Source organism: Akkermansia muciniphila (assembly GCF_900184965.1).
GTDB classification, from domain to species: domain Bacteria; phylum Verrucomicrobiota; class Verrucomicrobiia; order Verrucomicrobiales; family Akkermansiaceae; genus Akkermansia; species Akkermansia muciniphila_A.
Genome location: NZ_FXYA01000214.1, coordinates 164,503 through 179,560, shown reverse-complemented (window position 1 = coordinate 179,560; position 15,058 = coordinate 164,503). Strand labels below are relative to the sequence as shown.

Annotated in this window: 10 protein-coding genes and 1 tRNA gene; 3 read left to right on the top strand and 8 right to left on the bottom strand. The window is 52.9% G+C overall.

The window, feature by feature from the left end:
* Window positions 1-103 precede the first annotated feature (103 nt).
* The 7 genes from CI070_RS10665 to CI070_RS10635 all read right to left on the bottom strand — a co-directional run bounded on the left by CI070_RS10665 (window position 104) and on the right by CI070_RS10635 (window position 9,103).
* Entirely contained in the window at window positions 104-892 is a 789-nt protein-coding gene (locus tag CI070_RS10665; protein ID WP_094135842.1) for a PEP-CTERM sorting domain-containing protein, read from the bottom strand.
* A 262-nt stretch (window positions 893-1,154) separates the two neighbouring features.
* The gene (locus CI070_RS10660; protein WP_094135840.1) at window positions 1,155-2,540 is read right to left on the bottom strand and encodes a DUF6056 family protein; all 1,386 of its coding nucleotides are present in this window, start codon (window positions 2,538-2,540) and stop codon (window positions 1,155-1,157) included.
* 31 nt (window positions 2,541-2,571) lie between these two features.
* Window positions 2,572-4,017 (bottom strand): RIP metalloprotease RseP, encoded by a 1,446-nt coding sequence (rseP, locus tag CI070_RS10655; RefSeq protein ID WP_094135838.1) that lies wholly within the window; start codon window positions 4,015-4,017, stop codon window positions 2,572-2,574.
* A 212-nt stretch (window positions 4,018-4,229) separates the two neighbouring features.
* On the bottom strand, window positions 4,230-4,613 hold the full coding sequence (rplT, locus tag CI070_RS10650) for a 50S ribosomal protein L20 (RefSeq protein ID WP_022198715.1): 384 nt from the start codon (window positions 4,611-4,613) through the stop codon (window positions 4,230-4,232).
* 149 nt (window positions 4,614-4,762) lie between these two features.
* Window positions 4,763-4,972 (bottom strand): 50S ribosomal protein L35, encoded by a 210-nt coding sequence (gene rpmI / locus CI070_RS10645; protein WP_012420592.1) that lies wholly within the window; start codon window positions 4,970-4,972, stop codon window positions 4,763-4,765.
* Window positions 4,973-5,041: 69 nt separating this feature from the next.
* Window positions 5,042-6,607: a hypothetical protein gene (locus tag CI070_RS10640; protein ID WP_143245537.1), complete on the bottom strand. Its 1,566-nt coding sequence runs from the start codon at window positions 6,605-6,607 to the stop codon at window positions 5,042-5,044.
* 354 nt (window positions 6,608-6,961) lie between these two features.
* Window positions 6,962-9,103, bottom strand: coding sequence for an excinuclease ABC subunit UvrB (locus tag CI070_RS10635; protein WP_094135834.1), 2,142 nt, complete (start codon window positions 9,101-9,103; stop codon window positions 6,962-6,964).
* An 86-nt stretch (window positions 9,104-9,189) separates the two neighbouring features.
* Between CI070_RS10635 and CI070_RS10630 the strand changes: the two genes are divergently transcribed.
* The 3 genes from CI070_RS10630 (at window position 9,190) to CI070_RS13990 (ending at window position 10,990) form a co-directional block, all read left to right on the top strand.
* Window positions 9,190-9,570 (top strand): hypothetical protein, encoded by a 381-nt coding sequence (locus CI070_RS10630; RefSeq protein ID WP_094135832.1) that lies wholly within the window; start codon window positions 9,190-9,192, stop codon window positions 9,568-9,570.
* Window positions 9,571-9,911: 341 nt separating this feature from the next.
* Window positions 9,912-9,996: transfer RNA gene (locus CI070_RS10625), tRNA-Leu, on the top strand.
* Window positions 9,997-10,816: 820 nt separating this feature from the next.
* Window positions 10,817-10,990 carry a hypothetical protein gene (locus CI070_RS13990; protein ID WP_179222832.1) on the top strand — a complete coding sequence of 58 codons (174 nt, stop codon included), beginning with the start codon at window positions 10,817-10,819 and terminating at the stop codon, window positions 10,988-10,990.
* A 765-nt stretch (window positions 10,991-11,755) separates the two neighbouring features.
* On the opposite strand, the gene CI070_RS10610 is transcribed toward CI070_RS13990, so the two are convergent.
* A complete protein-coding gene (locus tag CI070_RS10610; protein WP_094135829.1) occupies window positions 11,756-15,046 on the bottom strand; it encodes a DEAD/DEAH box helicase family protein in 3,291 nt (1,096 codons plus the stop codon).
* Window positions 15,047-15,058 lie beyond the last annotated feature (12 nt).

Here is a 15,058-nt window from a genome sequence, read left to right as displayed (position 1 = left end):
AATGCCCTGCCGCACAGACAGGAAGAGGAAAAACGCCAAATAAAAAACCGCTCCGTGTGAATTACGGAGCGGCGTTGATAACAAGGCTTTGTTGCTTTCCGGGTCAGGCCCTGCGGCGGCGCAGGAACAGAGCAGCAGCGCCCAGCAGGCTCAATGCTGCCGTAGCGGGTTCCGGAACCTGCGTCAGGGCAAGATAATTGAGGGCCGTCCGGCCGTAAGAGCTGGAACCATTCCCCTGAATCGTAAGGGTAAGCGTTCCGTCTTCCCCCACGACAATGTTCTCCACCGAGGAATAAAGCCCTTTATTGGCGGTAGCGCTGGAAGCTCCAGCATTTCCCGGAGTCAGAACGCCGGAATTATCTCCCGTCACGGAAGAAATTTCGGCCCAGTTCCCGCTGGCGTCTGTACCGAAGCTTGTCCACACGGCATTGGAAGCATCGGCGTTTCCAATCGTCCAGGTCTGACCGGCAAACACGTCCTTGCCTGTGAAACCTCCAAAGATGGACAAGGCATATTCCCCGGCGGCAAGACCACTGAACGTTACGATGAAATAACCGGAACCATCGGCCGTTTGCGTTAAAAGACCGTCACGAAAGGAGTCCCCCAGACTGAAAGGCATGCTGCCGTTGAAAGGATTTTTCCAATCGGCTTCTTCCTCAGCCGTCTTGGTGGTGGTATAACCGTTTTCCGATACATATCCTCCGGCCGTGCTCCACGCCAAAGAAACGCTTCCCGGCATGCTGCCCAAAGAGGCGGTGGCGTTATCATAATTCATATTGAGAGCGCCTTCCGTCGTGGCGTCACTGCGTCCGAAATCAATCTGTACCGTCGCCGCCTGTACTGCAAGCAGGGAACTCGCGATCAAAGCTAAAGAAAATAAGGATTTCTTCATGACAAAAGAGAGTAAACCGGTTCAACAATCCGGTGAGTCCCGGGTTGTCTCAATAAAAATCCATTTTATTCTCATTAAACATGTTATATATTTCTATCATCTTGATGGAAGATGACTGATGCCATAAAAAATAAATGTAGTATATGATTAAGTTTTCATGATTTCCATTGACACCGGATTGTTGATCCGCGGACATTAGCCGGCAGCTAAATAAAAAAGGCCGCCCGGAAATGGATCAGTAAAACGGCAAAAAAATAAGCCGTCAAGGTTCTGGAACAGCCACCCGGATGCTTTCAATCCCCAAATACCGGGCCATGGAACGATTGATAAATTCATCCGGATCCCCGCTGCTCATGCGCCACATCACGGAAACATAAGGAGCCAACGGCACGGAATCATAAGGAGGAACCGTAATGTTTTTCTTGCCTTGTTCCAATTCACGGCGGATGAACATGTTCCGTTCCTCGCACTGGCGGTGGATACGGGGGAAAGCATCCAGATATCCGGAGCATATCCACAGGGCCGCGCCAGCCGCCGCCAGCAGTACGCAGAATGGAATCCAGCGCCTTTGCACAGCCTCCATCCATACTCCGTACAACCCCAAAATGCCCGTCATCATCAACACCGTAGCGGAAAACATGGCGTGCCATGCCGGAATCACGCGTACAAAAAAGCTGATTGCCATGGCATGAGCCACCAGAATAAACAGCAGGGAGGCGCACATGCGCCGCCCGGCCTCCCCCCGCCAGATTTTCATCCCCGCTTTCACAGTCAGCAGGATCAGAGCGGCGGCGGCACCGGCCAGCAGCATTTTAGGAATAGGCATGAATTCATAAAAGGCGTTTACCAGTTCCGGAATAGCGCCGAAACGCTCCCCCCAGGAATGAAGGACGGCTGCGCCGCCCGCCGTTTCCGAATGAAGGCGGGCGGCATTGCCCGGGGCCAGCAGAAGAAAGGCCCCTCCCAACGCATGGAATCCCCAGCCAATGAAGAACCAGCGGGGGAGAACCATTCCCCGGCTGCGGGCGTAAAACCAGTACACGAACAGCATGCCCAGGGACGCGGGAACCTGGTTCTCATTCGTCATGCCGGCGGCAAAAGCCGTGACGCCTATCCAGAGCCAGGAAAAAGGAGTGTCCCGGATCCGGGAAGTTCCTGCCCATAAGGAGCGGTACAGGCACAGGAAACCCAGCCAGATGGCGGCCGACCATGCGTAATTGGTCCCTCCGGACAGCCAGAACATCGTGATGCCCGGCCTGGATGAAGACGTAAGCAAAAGAAGCGCCCCCACGGCAAACAGCAGCACATCCCGCCAGTTTCCGGAATTTACCCTTCTTCCCTGCGCCAGGAAAAACATCATCAACGCCAGGGAAAGAAGCACGAAGGGATTGACGGCCAGAAAAAGCCATTTCCCCGCCGTAGCCGTAAAAATAGCGAGGAATTCCCCCAGCCGGGGATTCCAGTGCATGTATGACCACCAGCACCGCTCCAGCACGGGCTGAAAGGCAAGGCGGTGGTCCGCCCCGAACACGGAATGCATCAAGCTGTCCCCGGTGAAAGGAGTCCACCAGGTAAGCAGCATGGCATACACAAGAAACGCCAGCACCACCACCCGGAACAGGAAACGCGCCGCCAGTGACTGCTTCATGGAACAAGCCGGAATAAAACGCCGTCCGCAACTAATCCGCGACGGCCTTGAATACCGGGGAGGGCAGCTTGTCCGGCTTCTTGCCAAAGAAATCCCCCACGTCCTTGAATGTCACGAACAGGAAGAACCCCATCAGCAGGAACACAAAGCCGAACTGGATGAATTCCAGGACTTTTGCATTCAGGGGGCGCCGGAAAATCAATTCAATGGCATTCATGACCACATGGCCGCCATCCACCACCGGAAGAGGCAGAATATTCAGAATCGCCAGGTTCACGTTCAACACCACGGAAAACCACAGGGCCAGCTTCCACCCCTCATCCAGAGAGAACATCTTGTAAAACTGATTGGCAATTCCCACAGGCCCGGAAAGGTGCTCCACGCCTACGCTGCTGCCGGGGGCCGCCACCTTCGCCAGGGTATCCCCCATCCATTTCAGACTCTGCTTGATCTGCGCCCACGGAGAAGGATGGACGGTGACGTCACGGCCCACGGAGCTCAGGTCCCAGCTCACGCCCAGAATAGGCTGGGCCCCCCTGAGCAGGGAGCCGTCCGCACCATTGTGCCAATTCTCCGGAAGCTTCCCCTGGATATTCACCTGCCTTGCAACCCCGGCCCTGTCCGTCACATCCAGCAGGAGCGGTTCATTCTTCTTCAGCAGAGCGTCCAGCGCGGCAGGGTTCCAGAGGCGTTCTCCGTTGGCGGCCGTAACCTTATCGCCCGGATTCAATCCGGCCAGAGCGGCAGGAGAATTGGGAAGCACTTCCCCAATCACGCAGGGCATGGCCTGCATCAATCCCACCTGGCGCATGCCGGAGCGCTGCCACCAGGACGTTTCCGGAATCCGGAATCCGCAGGCAATTTCCATCTCTCCTTCATGTCCGGGCCTCTGCACCGTAAAAACCACACGGTCATGCTCGCCCAGCATGATCAACTCCCGCACGCCTTCCATATTGCCCGCCCACTTGTCCACAGGATGGCCGTCCACTTTCACAATCCTGTCCCCGGGCAGAATGCCGGCCTGCGCCGCAGGACTGTCCGGCGCAACGAAACCGACCGTAGTCACGCCCATCTCCACATCCGGCTTGCCCACTATCCAGACGGCCACGGCAAACAACACAGCCAGCAGAAAAGAAGCGGCAGGACCGGCGGCGGCCACGATAATCTTGTCCAGGGGAGTGACCGGCTTCAAATCCCTGGGAAGCTCCGCATGCCCTTCAATGGCCTCCATAGGAGCCATCTGAGGCAGGGAAACAAAGCCGCCGGCCGGAATCCAGCCCAGCCCCCACTGTACGCCGTTCACCGTTTTTTTCCAGATGGGACGGCCAAACCAGATTTGAAACCTGTCCACATACAGACCGCGCCAGCGGGCAGCGAAAAAATGACCAAGCTCATGAATAAAAATCATGAAGTTAAACAACATCACCACGCCGAAAATAATGGCGATGGTGGTAAGAACGGAAAGAATGCTGTCCATGGTAGTTTTTGCTGTTCAGGCTACCACGGAGCGCTCCGGTGAACAAGCTTCAAAGATGTCCTAATGACAAAGTGAATGCTGATGTTCCGAACGGATTCCAAAAGATGCCGGCGACCGGCACCGTTATTCCCGGACATGAAAACAGCCTCCGGAAATAATTTTCCGGAGACTGTCGGTTAACGTTTACTGAACAGATGGATGCTCCCGCACATTCAGGCGCGGAGAGCGGCGCCATCCTTGGCTTCAATGGCTTTCTTCGCTTGAGCGAAGATGGCGTCAAAAGCCTTTTCGTCAGAGACGGCCAAATCGGCAAGAACCTTGCGGTCCAAATCGATATTGGCGGCTTTCAAGCCTTCCATAAAGCGGGAATAGGTCAGACCGCGGTCGCGGACGGCAGCGGAAATACGGGCAATCCAAAGACGGCGGAATTGTCCCTTCCGACGCTTGCGGTCACGGTATTCATACTGCCAAGCCTTGTAAACAGCATCCTTGGCGTAGCGGAAGAGTTTGCTGCGGAAACCGCGGAAACCCTTGGCGCGCAAGAGAATGCGCTTACGGCGCTTGCGAGAGGCCGGTCCATTAGTGGCACGTGGCATAGCTTATTTCTATTTCTATCTTGAACAGACTGTTCTTCCTCACCTCCCTGCAGTCTCGCCTGTTCTTATCTTCTCATCGGAAGAAGGCTGCATGAAGGCCCCCCGTTCAGCGGGGGGAAAGCTCGGCATTAGTCGAGCGTTTCCGCGGTTTAGGCGAAAGGCAGGTTCTGCTTGACTGCCCAGACTTGCGTCTCGTCCACCAGAGCCACCTTGCCAAGCTGGCGCTTGCGCTTGCTGGACTTCTTCTGGAGGATGTGGCGCTTGCCCTGTTTACGGCGCAGTACCTTGCCCGTGCCGGTAACCTTGAAACGCTTGGCGACTGCCTTGCGGGTTTTATTGATACCACCTTTGCGGGTCATGGTGGAAGGAGATTACAGGCTTTTTCCAACTACGCAAGTATTTTTATGATTTTTTTCCGTCAGACTACGTCAGACGGTATCTGCGTCGCATATTGTCCGTCGCCTTCTGATGCAGGCGATTGCATAAAGAAACAAAATGGGGAGCGTCATAATGACAGGCAACAGGTAGCGGATCTCGTAAGTGGTGGCAACCGCTCCAATCACAAGAACGGTCCCATAAAAAGGAACGAAAGGGATCAGATATTTCCAGCGCCGGAACATGCAGGCAAGAAGCAAAGTGATGAAACAGCCATAATACAGACACAGCTGGGGAGACCGGCCCACGCAGGCATTGGGAGACATGTTCCATACCATCTGGCTGTTCAAAAGGAGGATCTTTGCCGCTTTCAGAGGGTTATCGACAGCGACGGAGAAAAACAAGCGGGTGATCATTTCCCCTTTATCCGTCAGGGTTGTATTGAACGAATATCTGGCCCCAATTTCCAAGGAAGGGAACAGACCGCTCCAAAGATATTTCTCGCCGCGCGCAGTCGACACAACAGGGTGCAGGGAATCATGAAAATGATAATAACGTTCCAGAATCATTTCCCTGGGCATGATTTCCCGTTCAATAAGTCCCATATCCTGCTCGCTCACATGCCCCCCTTCCGCAACGACATCGCAAATGACATGCGCCATTTTGGCATACCTCGTGCCTGTTCTCTGCTGATCCGCATGCAACGCTTCAGGAAGTACGGCAGAGGCGAACAGCCAGCATGCCAGAGCAGCCGATAAAGGAATCCACAGGCGACAACGCACCTCTTTCTGACGCAGCATGCAGCACGCGAGCACGGCAATGGTAAGGAAAAACGGAACGCTTCCGTCGTAGCGAAAACACCCCATTCCCGCCAGACCCAGAGCAATCATCCACAGGGATGATTTTCCCGTCTCCAGCATCTCCATGCAAAGGCCAAGAGTCAAAGTCATCACGGAAATGGCATAGGGCGTATCCTTAATGACGGTCGTCACCAGATTGAATTGGTAAATGCTGAACAGAATCGCCGCAAGCACGATGCATGCGGGAATTTTTTCACGGATCCCCCAGGAAAGCATCATCAACAGAACAAACAGAAAGAGCAATAACTGGACTAGAACGATTGCATGAATATGATGCCAGATTCCTAAAATTCCTTCGCAAAACAATGTGTGGGTCAAAGTGTGGGTGACGCCATAATGTCCGCTGAGGATCTGCGGATATTGACAATGTTCAAAGTCCCAGCAAGTTGCTGTCCCTGTGCGCATCCAGACGAGCGCCAGTGCGAGCGCAATCAGCCCCGCAACGCCCCACTTCTGTCGTTGATTCCAGTTTGACTGATGCTCTGCGCCATACCACAAAATGCTGTTCAAAGCTTGAAGAGACAGACACAGCGCCGCAAACATAAGACAGAACACACCCGCATTCCTTAAAATTGCCCTCGCGTCGTTAAAGCAGAATCCTTCTACGCTGAACACATAAGATAAAGGGAAAAGAACCAGGGCACCAGGAGCGGCAAAAAGAACAATCCATCGCCAAGGGACGGCGTGCTCTTTTACGGGCATTTTCCATAAAACAAACAGAGAGCAGATGATGATCAGGGCAAACGAAACGGAGAACATGGCAAACAGGGGGGGCAAAATGCCGTCTATTTGCTAACGGATTAGAAATCCGTTGTTATCCGCAACGCCTTTTCATATGCTAAAAGCGTTTATAATGAGAAAAATACCTCTGATCCAAGAATAAGCAGCAACATTTTCATGCACGCTTGAATATGCGTAAATGACCCTTTTAGAACATTTTACCTTGACAACGGATTTCTAATCTGCGTTAGCGTCACACCCTCACATCTCTTTCAGCAATTAAGCGATCACTCGAACATCACATCGTCCCCAAAAAACAGGGATGCGAAGAGCAGGAAAGAAGCATGGAACAGTCGTATTACCGGAAATTGAATTCAGACAAACACTCCTCCTTCATGCTTTTTTGCCGTCTCCGCGCATTCTTCTGATTTCATCCCGAATCAAGGCGGCGCGTTCAAATTCCAAATGGGAAGCAGCCTCCTTCATTTCCGCCTCCAGCCTGGCGATGCGTTCTTCCAGCCCATACCCGGCTTCATCCTCCGCCACGCGGAAGGACTCTTCATCATCCTCTGCATACAACTTCAACTGCCCCTGTTCGGAACGGCTCACCGTCTGGGGAACAATGCCGTGTTCCCGGTTGTATCTCTCCTGAATGCCCCGGCGGTAATCCGTCAGCTCAACCAGCCGTTTGATGGAATCCGTCATCACATCCGCAAACAAGACGCACTCCCCATTCAAATGCCGCGCGGCGCGGCCCGCCGTCTGCACCAGGGACGTCTCATTGCGCAAAAACCCCTCCTTGTCCGCATCCAGAATGCACACCAGGGAAACTTCCGGCAAATCCAGCCCTTCCCTGAGCAGGTTAATGCCTACCAGAACATCTATCTTCCTGGCTCTCAAAGCACGCAAAATTTCCACGCGCTCAATCGCATCCACATCCGCGTGAATATAGGACACCTTCAACCCTACCCCTCTCAGGTACTCCGTCAAATCTTCCGCCGTCTTCTTGGTCAGCGTCGTAACCAGCACGCGTTCATTTTTGGCGACGCGTTCATTGCACATGGCAATCGTCTCGTCAATCTGCCCTTTCAACGGGCGGATGGTAATCTTCGGCTCCAGCAGTCCGGTAGGCCGGATAATCTGCTCTACAATTAGAGGAGTGGAACGCCTGGTAGGGTCAAATTTTTCCACCGGTTCCGTGGATGGGCTGGGAGTGACGCGAATGTCTTTGGGGGAGGTAAACAGGATTCCTTTGAACCCTTCCGGAGCCTTCTCTCCGGATCTGGCGGCACGGCGCACGGGAATATACGTCTTATTATCCGCACGGCAATTCACCAGTTCAAACGGCCCCGGCGTAGCGGAAGCATACACTATCTGGTTCTGCCTTTCCATAAACTCATGGAATTTCAAAGGCCTGTTATCCAGGGCGCTGGGCAGACGGAAACCATGCTCCACCAGAATATTTTTGCGGCTCCGGTCCCCCTCGTACATGCCGCCCAGCTGCGGCACCGCCACATGGCTTTCATCAATCAGGGTCAATGAATCCTTGGGAAAGAAATCCAGCAGGGTGGACGGCGCGCTTCCGGGCAGGCGGCCGGACAAATGGCGGGAATAATTCTCAATCCCCTTGCAAAAACCCAGCTCTTCTATCAGCTCCAAATCATAATCCGTGCGCAATTTCAGCCGCTGCGCTTCCAGAAGGCGCCCATGCTTCTCAAACCAGCCTATGCGGTCCTCCAGCTCCTCCCGGATAGCCTTCAACGCCGCCGCCCGTTTCTCCGGAGCGGCCACATACTGTTTGGCCGGGAAAAACGTGTAACTCCCCAGCCGCTCCCTCACGCGCCCGGTGGCGGAGTCAATCAAAGAAACCCGCTCCACCTCGTCGCCGAAAAACTCCACGCGGATTGCCTCACCTTCCGAATAGGCGGGAAACACCTCCACCACCTCCCCGCGCACGCGGAACGTGCCGCGGGTAAAATCAAAATCCTGCCGCTCAAACAGGCGTTCCACCAGCTGCTTCAGAAATACGTCCCGGTCCATGACGTCCCCCTCGCGCATGCGCAGCGTCAGGTTCCTGTAATCCTCCGGAGTGGACAGGCCGTAAATGCAGGAAACGGACGCCACCACAATCACGTCCCGCCGCGTCATCAGGGAATTCATGGCATTCAGGCTCAGGCGGTCCAACTCGTCATTAATGGCGGAATCCTTCTCAATATAGGTGTCGGAGCTGGCGATATACGCCTCTGGCTGGTAATAATCGAAATAGGAAACGTAGTAATCCACCGCGTTATTCGGAAAGAAGCTCTTCAGCTCCGAATGAAGCTGCGCGGCAAGCGTCTTGTTATGGGAAATCACCAGCGTGGGTCTGTTCATCCGGGCAATCAAATTCGCCATGGTGAATGTTTTGCCGCTTCCGGTCACTCCCAGGAGCCCCTGGTGCTTGTTTCCCGCCTCCAGAGACTTGAGCAGCTTGCCGATGGCCTGCTCCTGATCCCCGGAAGGCTTGAAGGAAGAATTCAACTCAAAAGACGACATACGCGATGCCGTCAGTATAATGCCCCCGTCCCGCCGGGCTAGGACAATGTTTGACAATTTCCCCCTCCTGACCCAGTATATGCGGCATGTACATTCCCACACAGGAAGAACGGTATGCAAAAAAAGGGCTTGTTTCCCTCATCCTGTGCGTCGTGGTCCCTTCCTGCCTGTATGTCTCCCTTCTGTCCAAGCAGCTGATGATGGTGCGCGGGCATGAATGGGAAGCTGTCATGAAACTCTTTCTGGCGTTCACCTACCCGCTGGCGGCCCTCTTCGCCATGACGGGCATTCCGTTCTTCTGGTGGTCTGTGGGCATCTCCCTGGCGGTTCACGCCGGCATCGTCGCGTGGCTGAAAACAACGCCTCTCCTGCCCCCTAAAAAAGCCGTCTGCATCGCCCTGTGCCTGGGGATGCTGGACTTCCTGTTCGTGAAACTATTCCCCTTTCCGGAGCAAATCATGGGGTGAGCCTGCCCGCGAAAACATGCGGGATATTCCATCCTCCCGTTCAGGACTGTTTTTAGCCGGCCCAACAACCTTCATCTTAATTTCACGCGCCGTTTTTTGGCATTAGCCTCGCACTTCTCATAAGGGAAATATGCGCTCCGGAACCATGACCAACGGGCAACACCAGCCTAAGACAAAGCCTGCCTTTCTCCAGCCGCCAGAAAGAAGACGCCCAACAGGGCAGCCGACTTCCCCATGGGTTCTCACCACAGGCGCTTACAGCAAGCGCGTCAAAGGCAAAAACTCCTGTTTAATCTTGAACGCCAGAGCCCGGTATGGCAGAGTGCGTCCGTCCGTTCGTCGCGCCTGTGGCGAAATTGGTAGACGCGCCAGACTTAGGATCTGGTGCCGAAAGGCGTACAGGTTCGAGTCCTGCCAGGCGCACCATCAATAATCCCCTTTAAGTAAATAACTTGAAAAGGGTTACTTGTTTCAGGGGAAGTTCGTGCAAATTTCATCAAACGGCCCCAATCTGTGTACAAAGTGTGTACATTTTCAGGTTGTTTTTACCCTTATTTCACAAGGCATTTCTGTCATACGGATCACACAATAGACGGCCCAATTGACCGCTTTGTAAAACGAAAATCGTGAAAATTATTTATAATTGATATAATATCAATATATTATGTTGTTTTATATCTATCTGTACTCGTTCCTGTCAGATGAGGTGACTGGATGAAACGCTCTGCGGCCATGAAAGGAAGTACTCGGCCGGGGATGTTCTGTTCTCAGACCCGGGGAAACGAATCGTTCTCGGGAAACTCATTGCGGAAGGCGGTGAAGGATCGAGTTCCTGAGGTCACCGACAGCTTCCCTGTAGCGACGTGCTATCATCTAACGCAACTGATGCGATGGTGCGAATAGAAGCTTCGGCTGAAGAGCATCATGGAAAGACAACAGATCATTCGAAGCATTACCGCCTTCTTCGAAGATAAAGGTATCACCTGAAACAGGGTTTATATCGGAGTAACCAACAATGCAGAAAAACGCCTGTTTCAGGACCATAATGTGGACAGGAAGGAGGACGACTACATCGTTTGCCAATCACGGTCTGCTCATGAAGCACGCGCTATCGAAGGGTATTTCCAGGAACTTAGTGCATCCGACTTTAATGGAGAAGGAAATGACTCCAGCAGCATTAAAGGGGCTATACGATGGAATAGATCTACCTCTCTCCCCGGAGTCTTCGCCTTTCTCTGCTATCCACTTGGATTATCTGTCTCCAGTCGTACCAGCCAACGAACAGCGCCAGCAGCACGTCGCCGACCTGTACAAGATCGCCTACGAAGGCATTACCACCGAACGTTTCCATCCCAACCTGGGATGTAATGGCTCGTGGTGCCAGTACAGGAGGGAGTATTCCTGGTGGTTCTGGAGGTAACAGAACCATTCTTATTCAGAAACTTGTCGTGAGGTGTGTCGCCTTTTTAGTCAGCACATCTACATTTCTGCCTCATCGGTGAAGAAAGAAGGCGGAATTACTCCGTAAAAAGGTGTTCGTCTTGCAATAATGAACGGATGAAATTTAATCAATTCGGTCATGGTTCCAGTCATCCGCCATTTTTCTGTTAGATATAAGAGTTGATCAATCCTCTTCGTACCCTACTCCGATGCATTCTCGCTTCCTCTCAAAAGCAGGTAGCGTGAGTTGAAAATAAGTCTTCTATCCCATAAAAGATGATGTCCGCTAGGTCGGCAGGAGTGATATTTACCACATAAGGGACACCAACTTTGCCGACTTACGACTCTTGTACGCTACATGGGGCAAGAAAAACGGTATAACAAGCTGGACTTGGATAGAGGATTTACCAAACTTAAGCCAACGAGTTGGCGGTCCGGATCTGATCCTTAATATTTGCCTCGACACACCCCATGGTCGCAGTGGCCTACTGAGCGGGCATCCTCCAGCTTTTCATTCAGTGGGAAACCTCCATAGTTACAAGCTATGTCATCTGCGTTTGTTCCGAACTGATATGCAACCGCTTTTGTGAAACCGCTACCAAGTAAGAGAGTAAGGTGCTCACACTGAAAAACAGCCGCCAGCCAAGGTTCGATATTTTTTCTGGAGTTCAATGCTTTTGCTATCATCGGGAACTTGGACATCAAGGTTCTCGATGCGATAAACGTGAGGCCTCATGTTTTTTACTCATTTTACCATCCCCCTCAGCCGAGCAAATAACTTGTCGATATATCTTTCCCGATCATTGGTCATGAACAACACGTGCATATCCTCGAGCTCGTCCTGCGTGCTGTCCCATTTCAGTTGCGGATATTGCGTCCAAGAGAGGATGAAACTGTTGAGGATCACGGTCGGGTCCTTCAACCGTTGCTCAACATCCTTGATCCGCTTGTGAAACAGAATCTTTTCGCTGGCGGGGCCTTCGTGCAAAAGACCGTGCGGTTCGATGAAAGTGATGTACTGTTTTTCGCCAATAAGCATCCACAGAATGAAGTCTGGATGGAAGCCTCCCGCTTCAAAGAATCCCACACCCTTGCCCCGGCTCATGTTCCTGAGCAAAAAGATCTCCCCTCCCTCCTTTCCCAAAGCAGCTTTGTTGTCGTCACACCATGTTTTGAGATCGGTGATAAATTGATATTCGCTCTCGTTGAGGACGACAGGCAGGATGGTGATTTTTCCACCGCGCCGGACGTGAAAAAGCGGCTGAAACAGGTGCTTGCCGAAATTGCAGGCGTTCAGATCACCAACCTTCAGCAGATCATCCTTCTTCTGCTCCAGATCCTTTTTGATCTGCTGAATCCCCTGAATGACCTGTTCTTCATCACCATCCACGATGAGCTGGTAGAATTCCTCCTGCGGGATGTTGTCATCATCCGGCGTTAGGTCGCGTAGCTCCAGACGTGGCTCAATGTATTCACGTTTGCAATAGTTGTAGTAGTGATCGCAGTAGCGTTTTAAAAGCTCTAACGCCACCTGCTGCAGCAAGAGCACGCCATCAAAGGTTGTCGGGTTCAAGCGGGTTTCGGGCAGGTAGAGGGTGTACCAGTTCGGGGTGACCAGTAAATGTTGAATACCCTCCTTGGTGATGTTGAAGTTGTACCAGCTCCGTTCGCGTTTGAAGCGCTCCAGTTCGAAAAAGAGTGTGTCATAGTCCAGTAGAGCCAAATGTTGTTCACGCAACGACACTCTATCCTTTTGGGTTGTCTGAGATGTACCGCGTGACTGCATAGTCTGAATGCGCGGATACCAGTCCGCAACTACCGTGTTGTGCGTCATGTAGTCCGGGATATCCCCGACAGAGAGCACCGCTGCATCTTTTTTGAAGTCGTATTCCTTGCCGTCAGAGGCCTTCCGCTTAGGGCGGAGGATTTTAAGCTTCTTGCCGAAGTCATAGGTGACATTCAGCGGGATGGTAATGATCTTACGGCGCTCGTTGCCGGGTAGGCCTTCTTCTTTAAGGAACTCGCGGAACTTCTCCATGAAGTCGGCTTCGATGCCGAACACGTTGAGGGTTTCCAATTCCTCGATGAAGGGTGGCCGGTGCGGAGCATGGGAATGGCCGCTACGTTTAAGGCTCCACTCGTAACCCTTCAAGCGAACACCACGTCCAAAGAGCTGAATAATCTGCGAACCTTCCGAGCGCCCGACATGCATTAGGCCCATTGTGCTGACGCGCCAGCAGTCCCAGCCTTCAACGAATTTCTTCGAGCCGATAAGCAGATTGACCGGTGACGTGGAATTCTTCACGGAAGCGAACATTGCCTCCGTGAAGTTACTATCTTCTACGGTAAGTCGTGTGCCGTTTTGCGCCGCCACTTCGGCCACGTGGTCGCACAGGCTCTTGGCATCACCGACGTTGATCAGACCGAAGGGCGTGTCGCTTGTACCCACACGCAAGGCCACTTCGCCGGATTCGCCTTTGATTCGATCCAGTGACAAATGCCCGCCTGCGGCATGATTGAACAGCCTTGCGAGAATATCTCGGTAAATGGTTTCAACGGTTTCACCACCATTCATGGCCCGGGCCAGATAGGTAAAGGCCCCGGCAAATATGTCGTTCCCATCCTTGTCCAGCAGCCCGGTATCCCGGCCTTTGCCGGTGAGAAGCTCGTGTATGCGCCGCGTAGCCTCCTTCCGATTCTCGAGGAAGTCGGCTATAAACTGGATGATGAGCGCTACGTCCGTGGCTACGATCTGTTCATCTTTGCTCATCTTGCCAGATGAAACCGTGCTACCGACAAAGACCCACAGCGGCTTTTCCAGATTGAACGGCTCGAAATCCTTCGCCTTTTCCCCGTAGATCCGGAGCTGCTGATAGAACTTCAGAAGACAGGCTGTCATATAGATCGACTGCGTCTCTTCGAATGACCCTGGCAGATTCAGTATCTGGTAATCCTTGCCGAAACCGTCCTCATAGAACCATCGGTAGGAGTAATCAAAAACGACCGTCTTGGCGTAGCTGTTCTCAAAATCGGCCTTGCCTGATGCCTGAACGGCCTGCTCGAAGGTGGCCGAATACTCGAAGGTAAACCCCTTGGCGCAAAGGTCTGAACGTCGTGTGAACCAAACGCCTTCCTCTTTGCCGCTCATGCCGCGATGACCCTCGTCAACCAGAAGCAGGTTCTGATCGCCCAGGCTTCGCGTGGCGATGGTGTTCGGGCCTTCCTGATCGGCCAGTTTTGTGATTTCCAGCACATCTACACGCTCAAGGCCCTGGACCAGGCCGAACAGGCCGCCACGGGATTGCAGGTAGCTGCCTGCAGAAATATCGCTCTCGCGAAACTCGGTGATGTGTTGCTCCGAGAGACGCTCGTTGGGCGTCAGCAGGATAACTCGTGAGAGTTCTTTATCCTTTCCATACTTTGTGGCATAGTGTCGGTATTGCAGCAGGTTGACGTGCATCAGCAGCGTCTTGCCGCTGCCGGTGGCGTTCTGCATGCAGAGCTTGTTCAGGTCATTCTCGTTGTAAAGCGGCACATCGGCATAATCGTCCCAGTGGCGGTTGAAACGTTCAACGAATGCATTGAGATCGGCAAGCATCCCTTCACGATTGCCAAAAAAGCGGTCCAAGTAGATTTCAACAAAGATCAGTGTCAGCCATTGGTAGTATTTCCACCCAATCGGGCGGTGGCGTTTTTCGTTGATTGCTTGGGTATGGCGGACGATGTTCTGCTCATAGGTCAAGAGCATGTCCCGACTGATGCGAAAGTCCGGGAAATTAGCCGTTGGATCGGCATAGCTGAAGAGCGGGCTATCGCCGAGATGGTGGTAGAAAAAATGCAGATTATCCTTGTCCAACCCTTCCAGGCGCGGATCGCGGATGGGTTCAGCCAGCTTGTGAAAGGGACGAACCACCTTTCCATTTACTTTGTGTTCGGTGAGTGGATCGATGCCGAATAGGCTCACCAGCCACTGATTGAGCAGCAGCTTATTGCGAAAATTATGCGGTTTGGGGCCGCGTAAACGTTTCTTTGCCATCACATCGCCTTC

Coding starts and splice junctions, on each gene's coding strand:
- CI070_RS10665 (WP_094135842.1), bottom strand. CDS start 892: ATGAAGAAATCCTTATTTTCTTTAGCTTTGATCGCGAGTTCCCTGCTT.
- CI070_RS10660 (WP_094135840.1), bottom strand. CDS start 2,540: ATGAAGCAGTCACTGGCGGCGCGTTTCCTGTTCCGGGTGGTGGTGCTG.
- rseP (WP_094135838.1), bottom strand. CDS start 4,017: ATGGACAGCATTCTTTCCGTTCTTACCACCATCGCCATTATTTTCGGC.
- rplT (WP_022198715.1), bottom strand. CDS start 4,613: ATGCCACGTGCCACTAATGGACCGGCCTCTCGCAAGCGCCGTAAGCGC.
- rpmI (WP_012420592.1), bottom strand. CDS start 4,972: ATGACCCGCAAAGGTGGTATCAATAAAACCCGCAAGGCAGTCGCCAAG.
- CI070_RS10640 (WP_143245537.1), bottom strand. CDS start 6,607: ATGTTCTCCGTTTCGTTTGCCCTGATCATCATCTGCTCTCTGTTTGTT.
- CI070_RS10635 (WP_094135834.1), bottom strand. CDS start 9,103: ATGTCGTCTTTTGAGTTGAATTCTTCCTTCAAGCCTTCCGGGGATCAG.
- CI070_RS10630 (WP_094135832.1), top strand. CDS start 9,190: ATGTACATTCCCACACAGGAAGAACGGTATGCAAAAAAAGGGCTTGTT.
- CI070_RS10610 (WP_094135829.1), bottom strand. CDS start 15,046: ATGGCAAAGAAACGTTTACGCGGCCCCAAACCGCATAATTTTCGCAAT.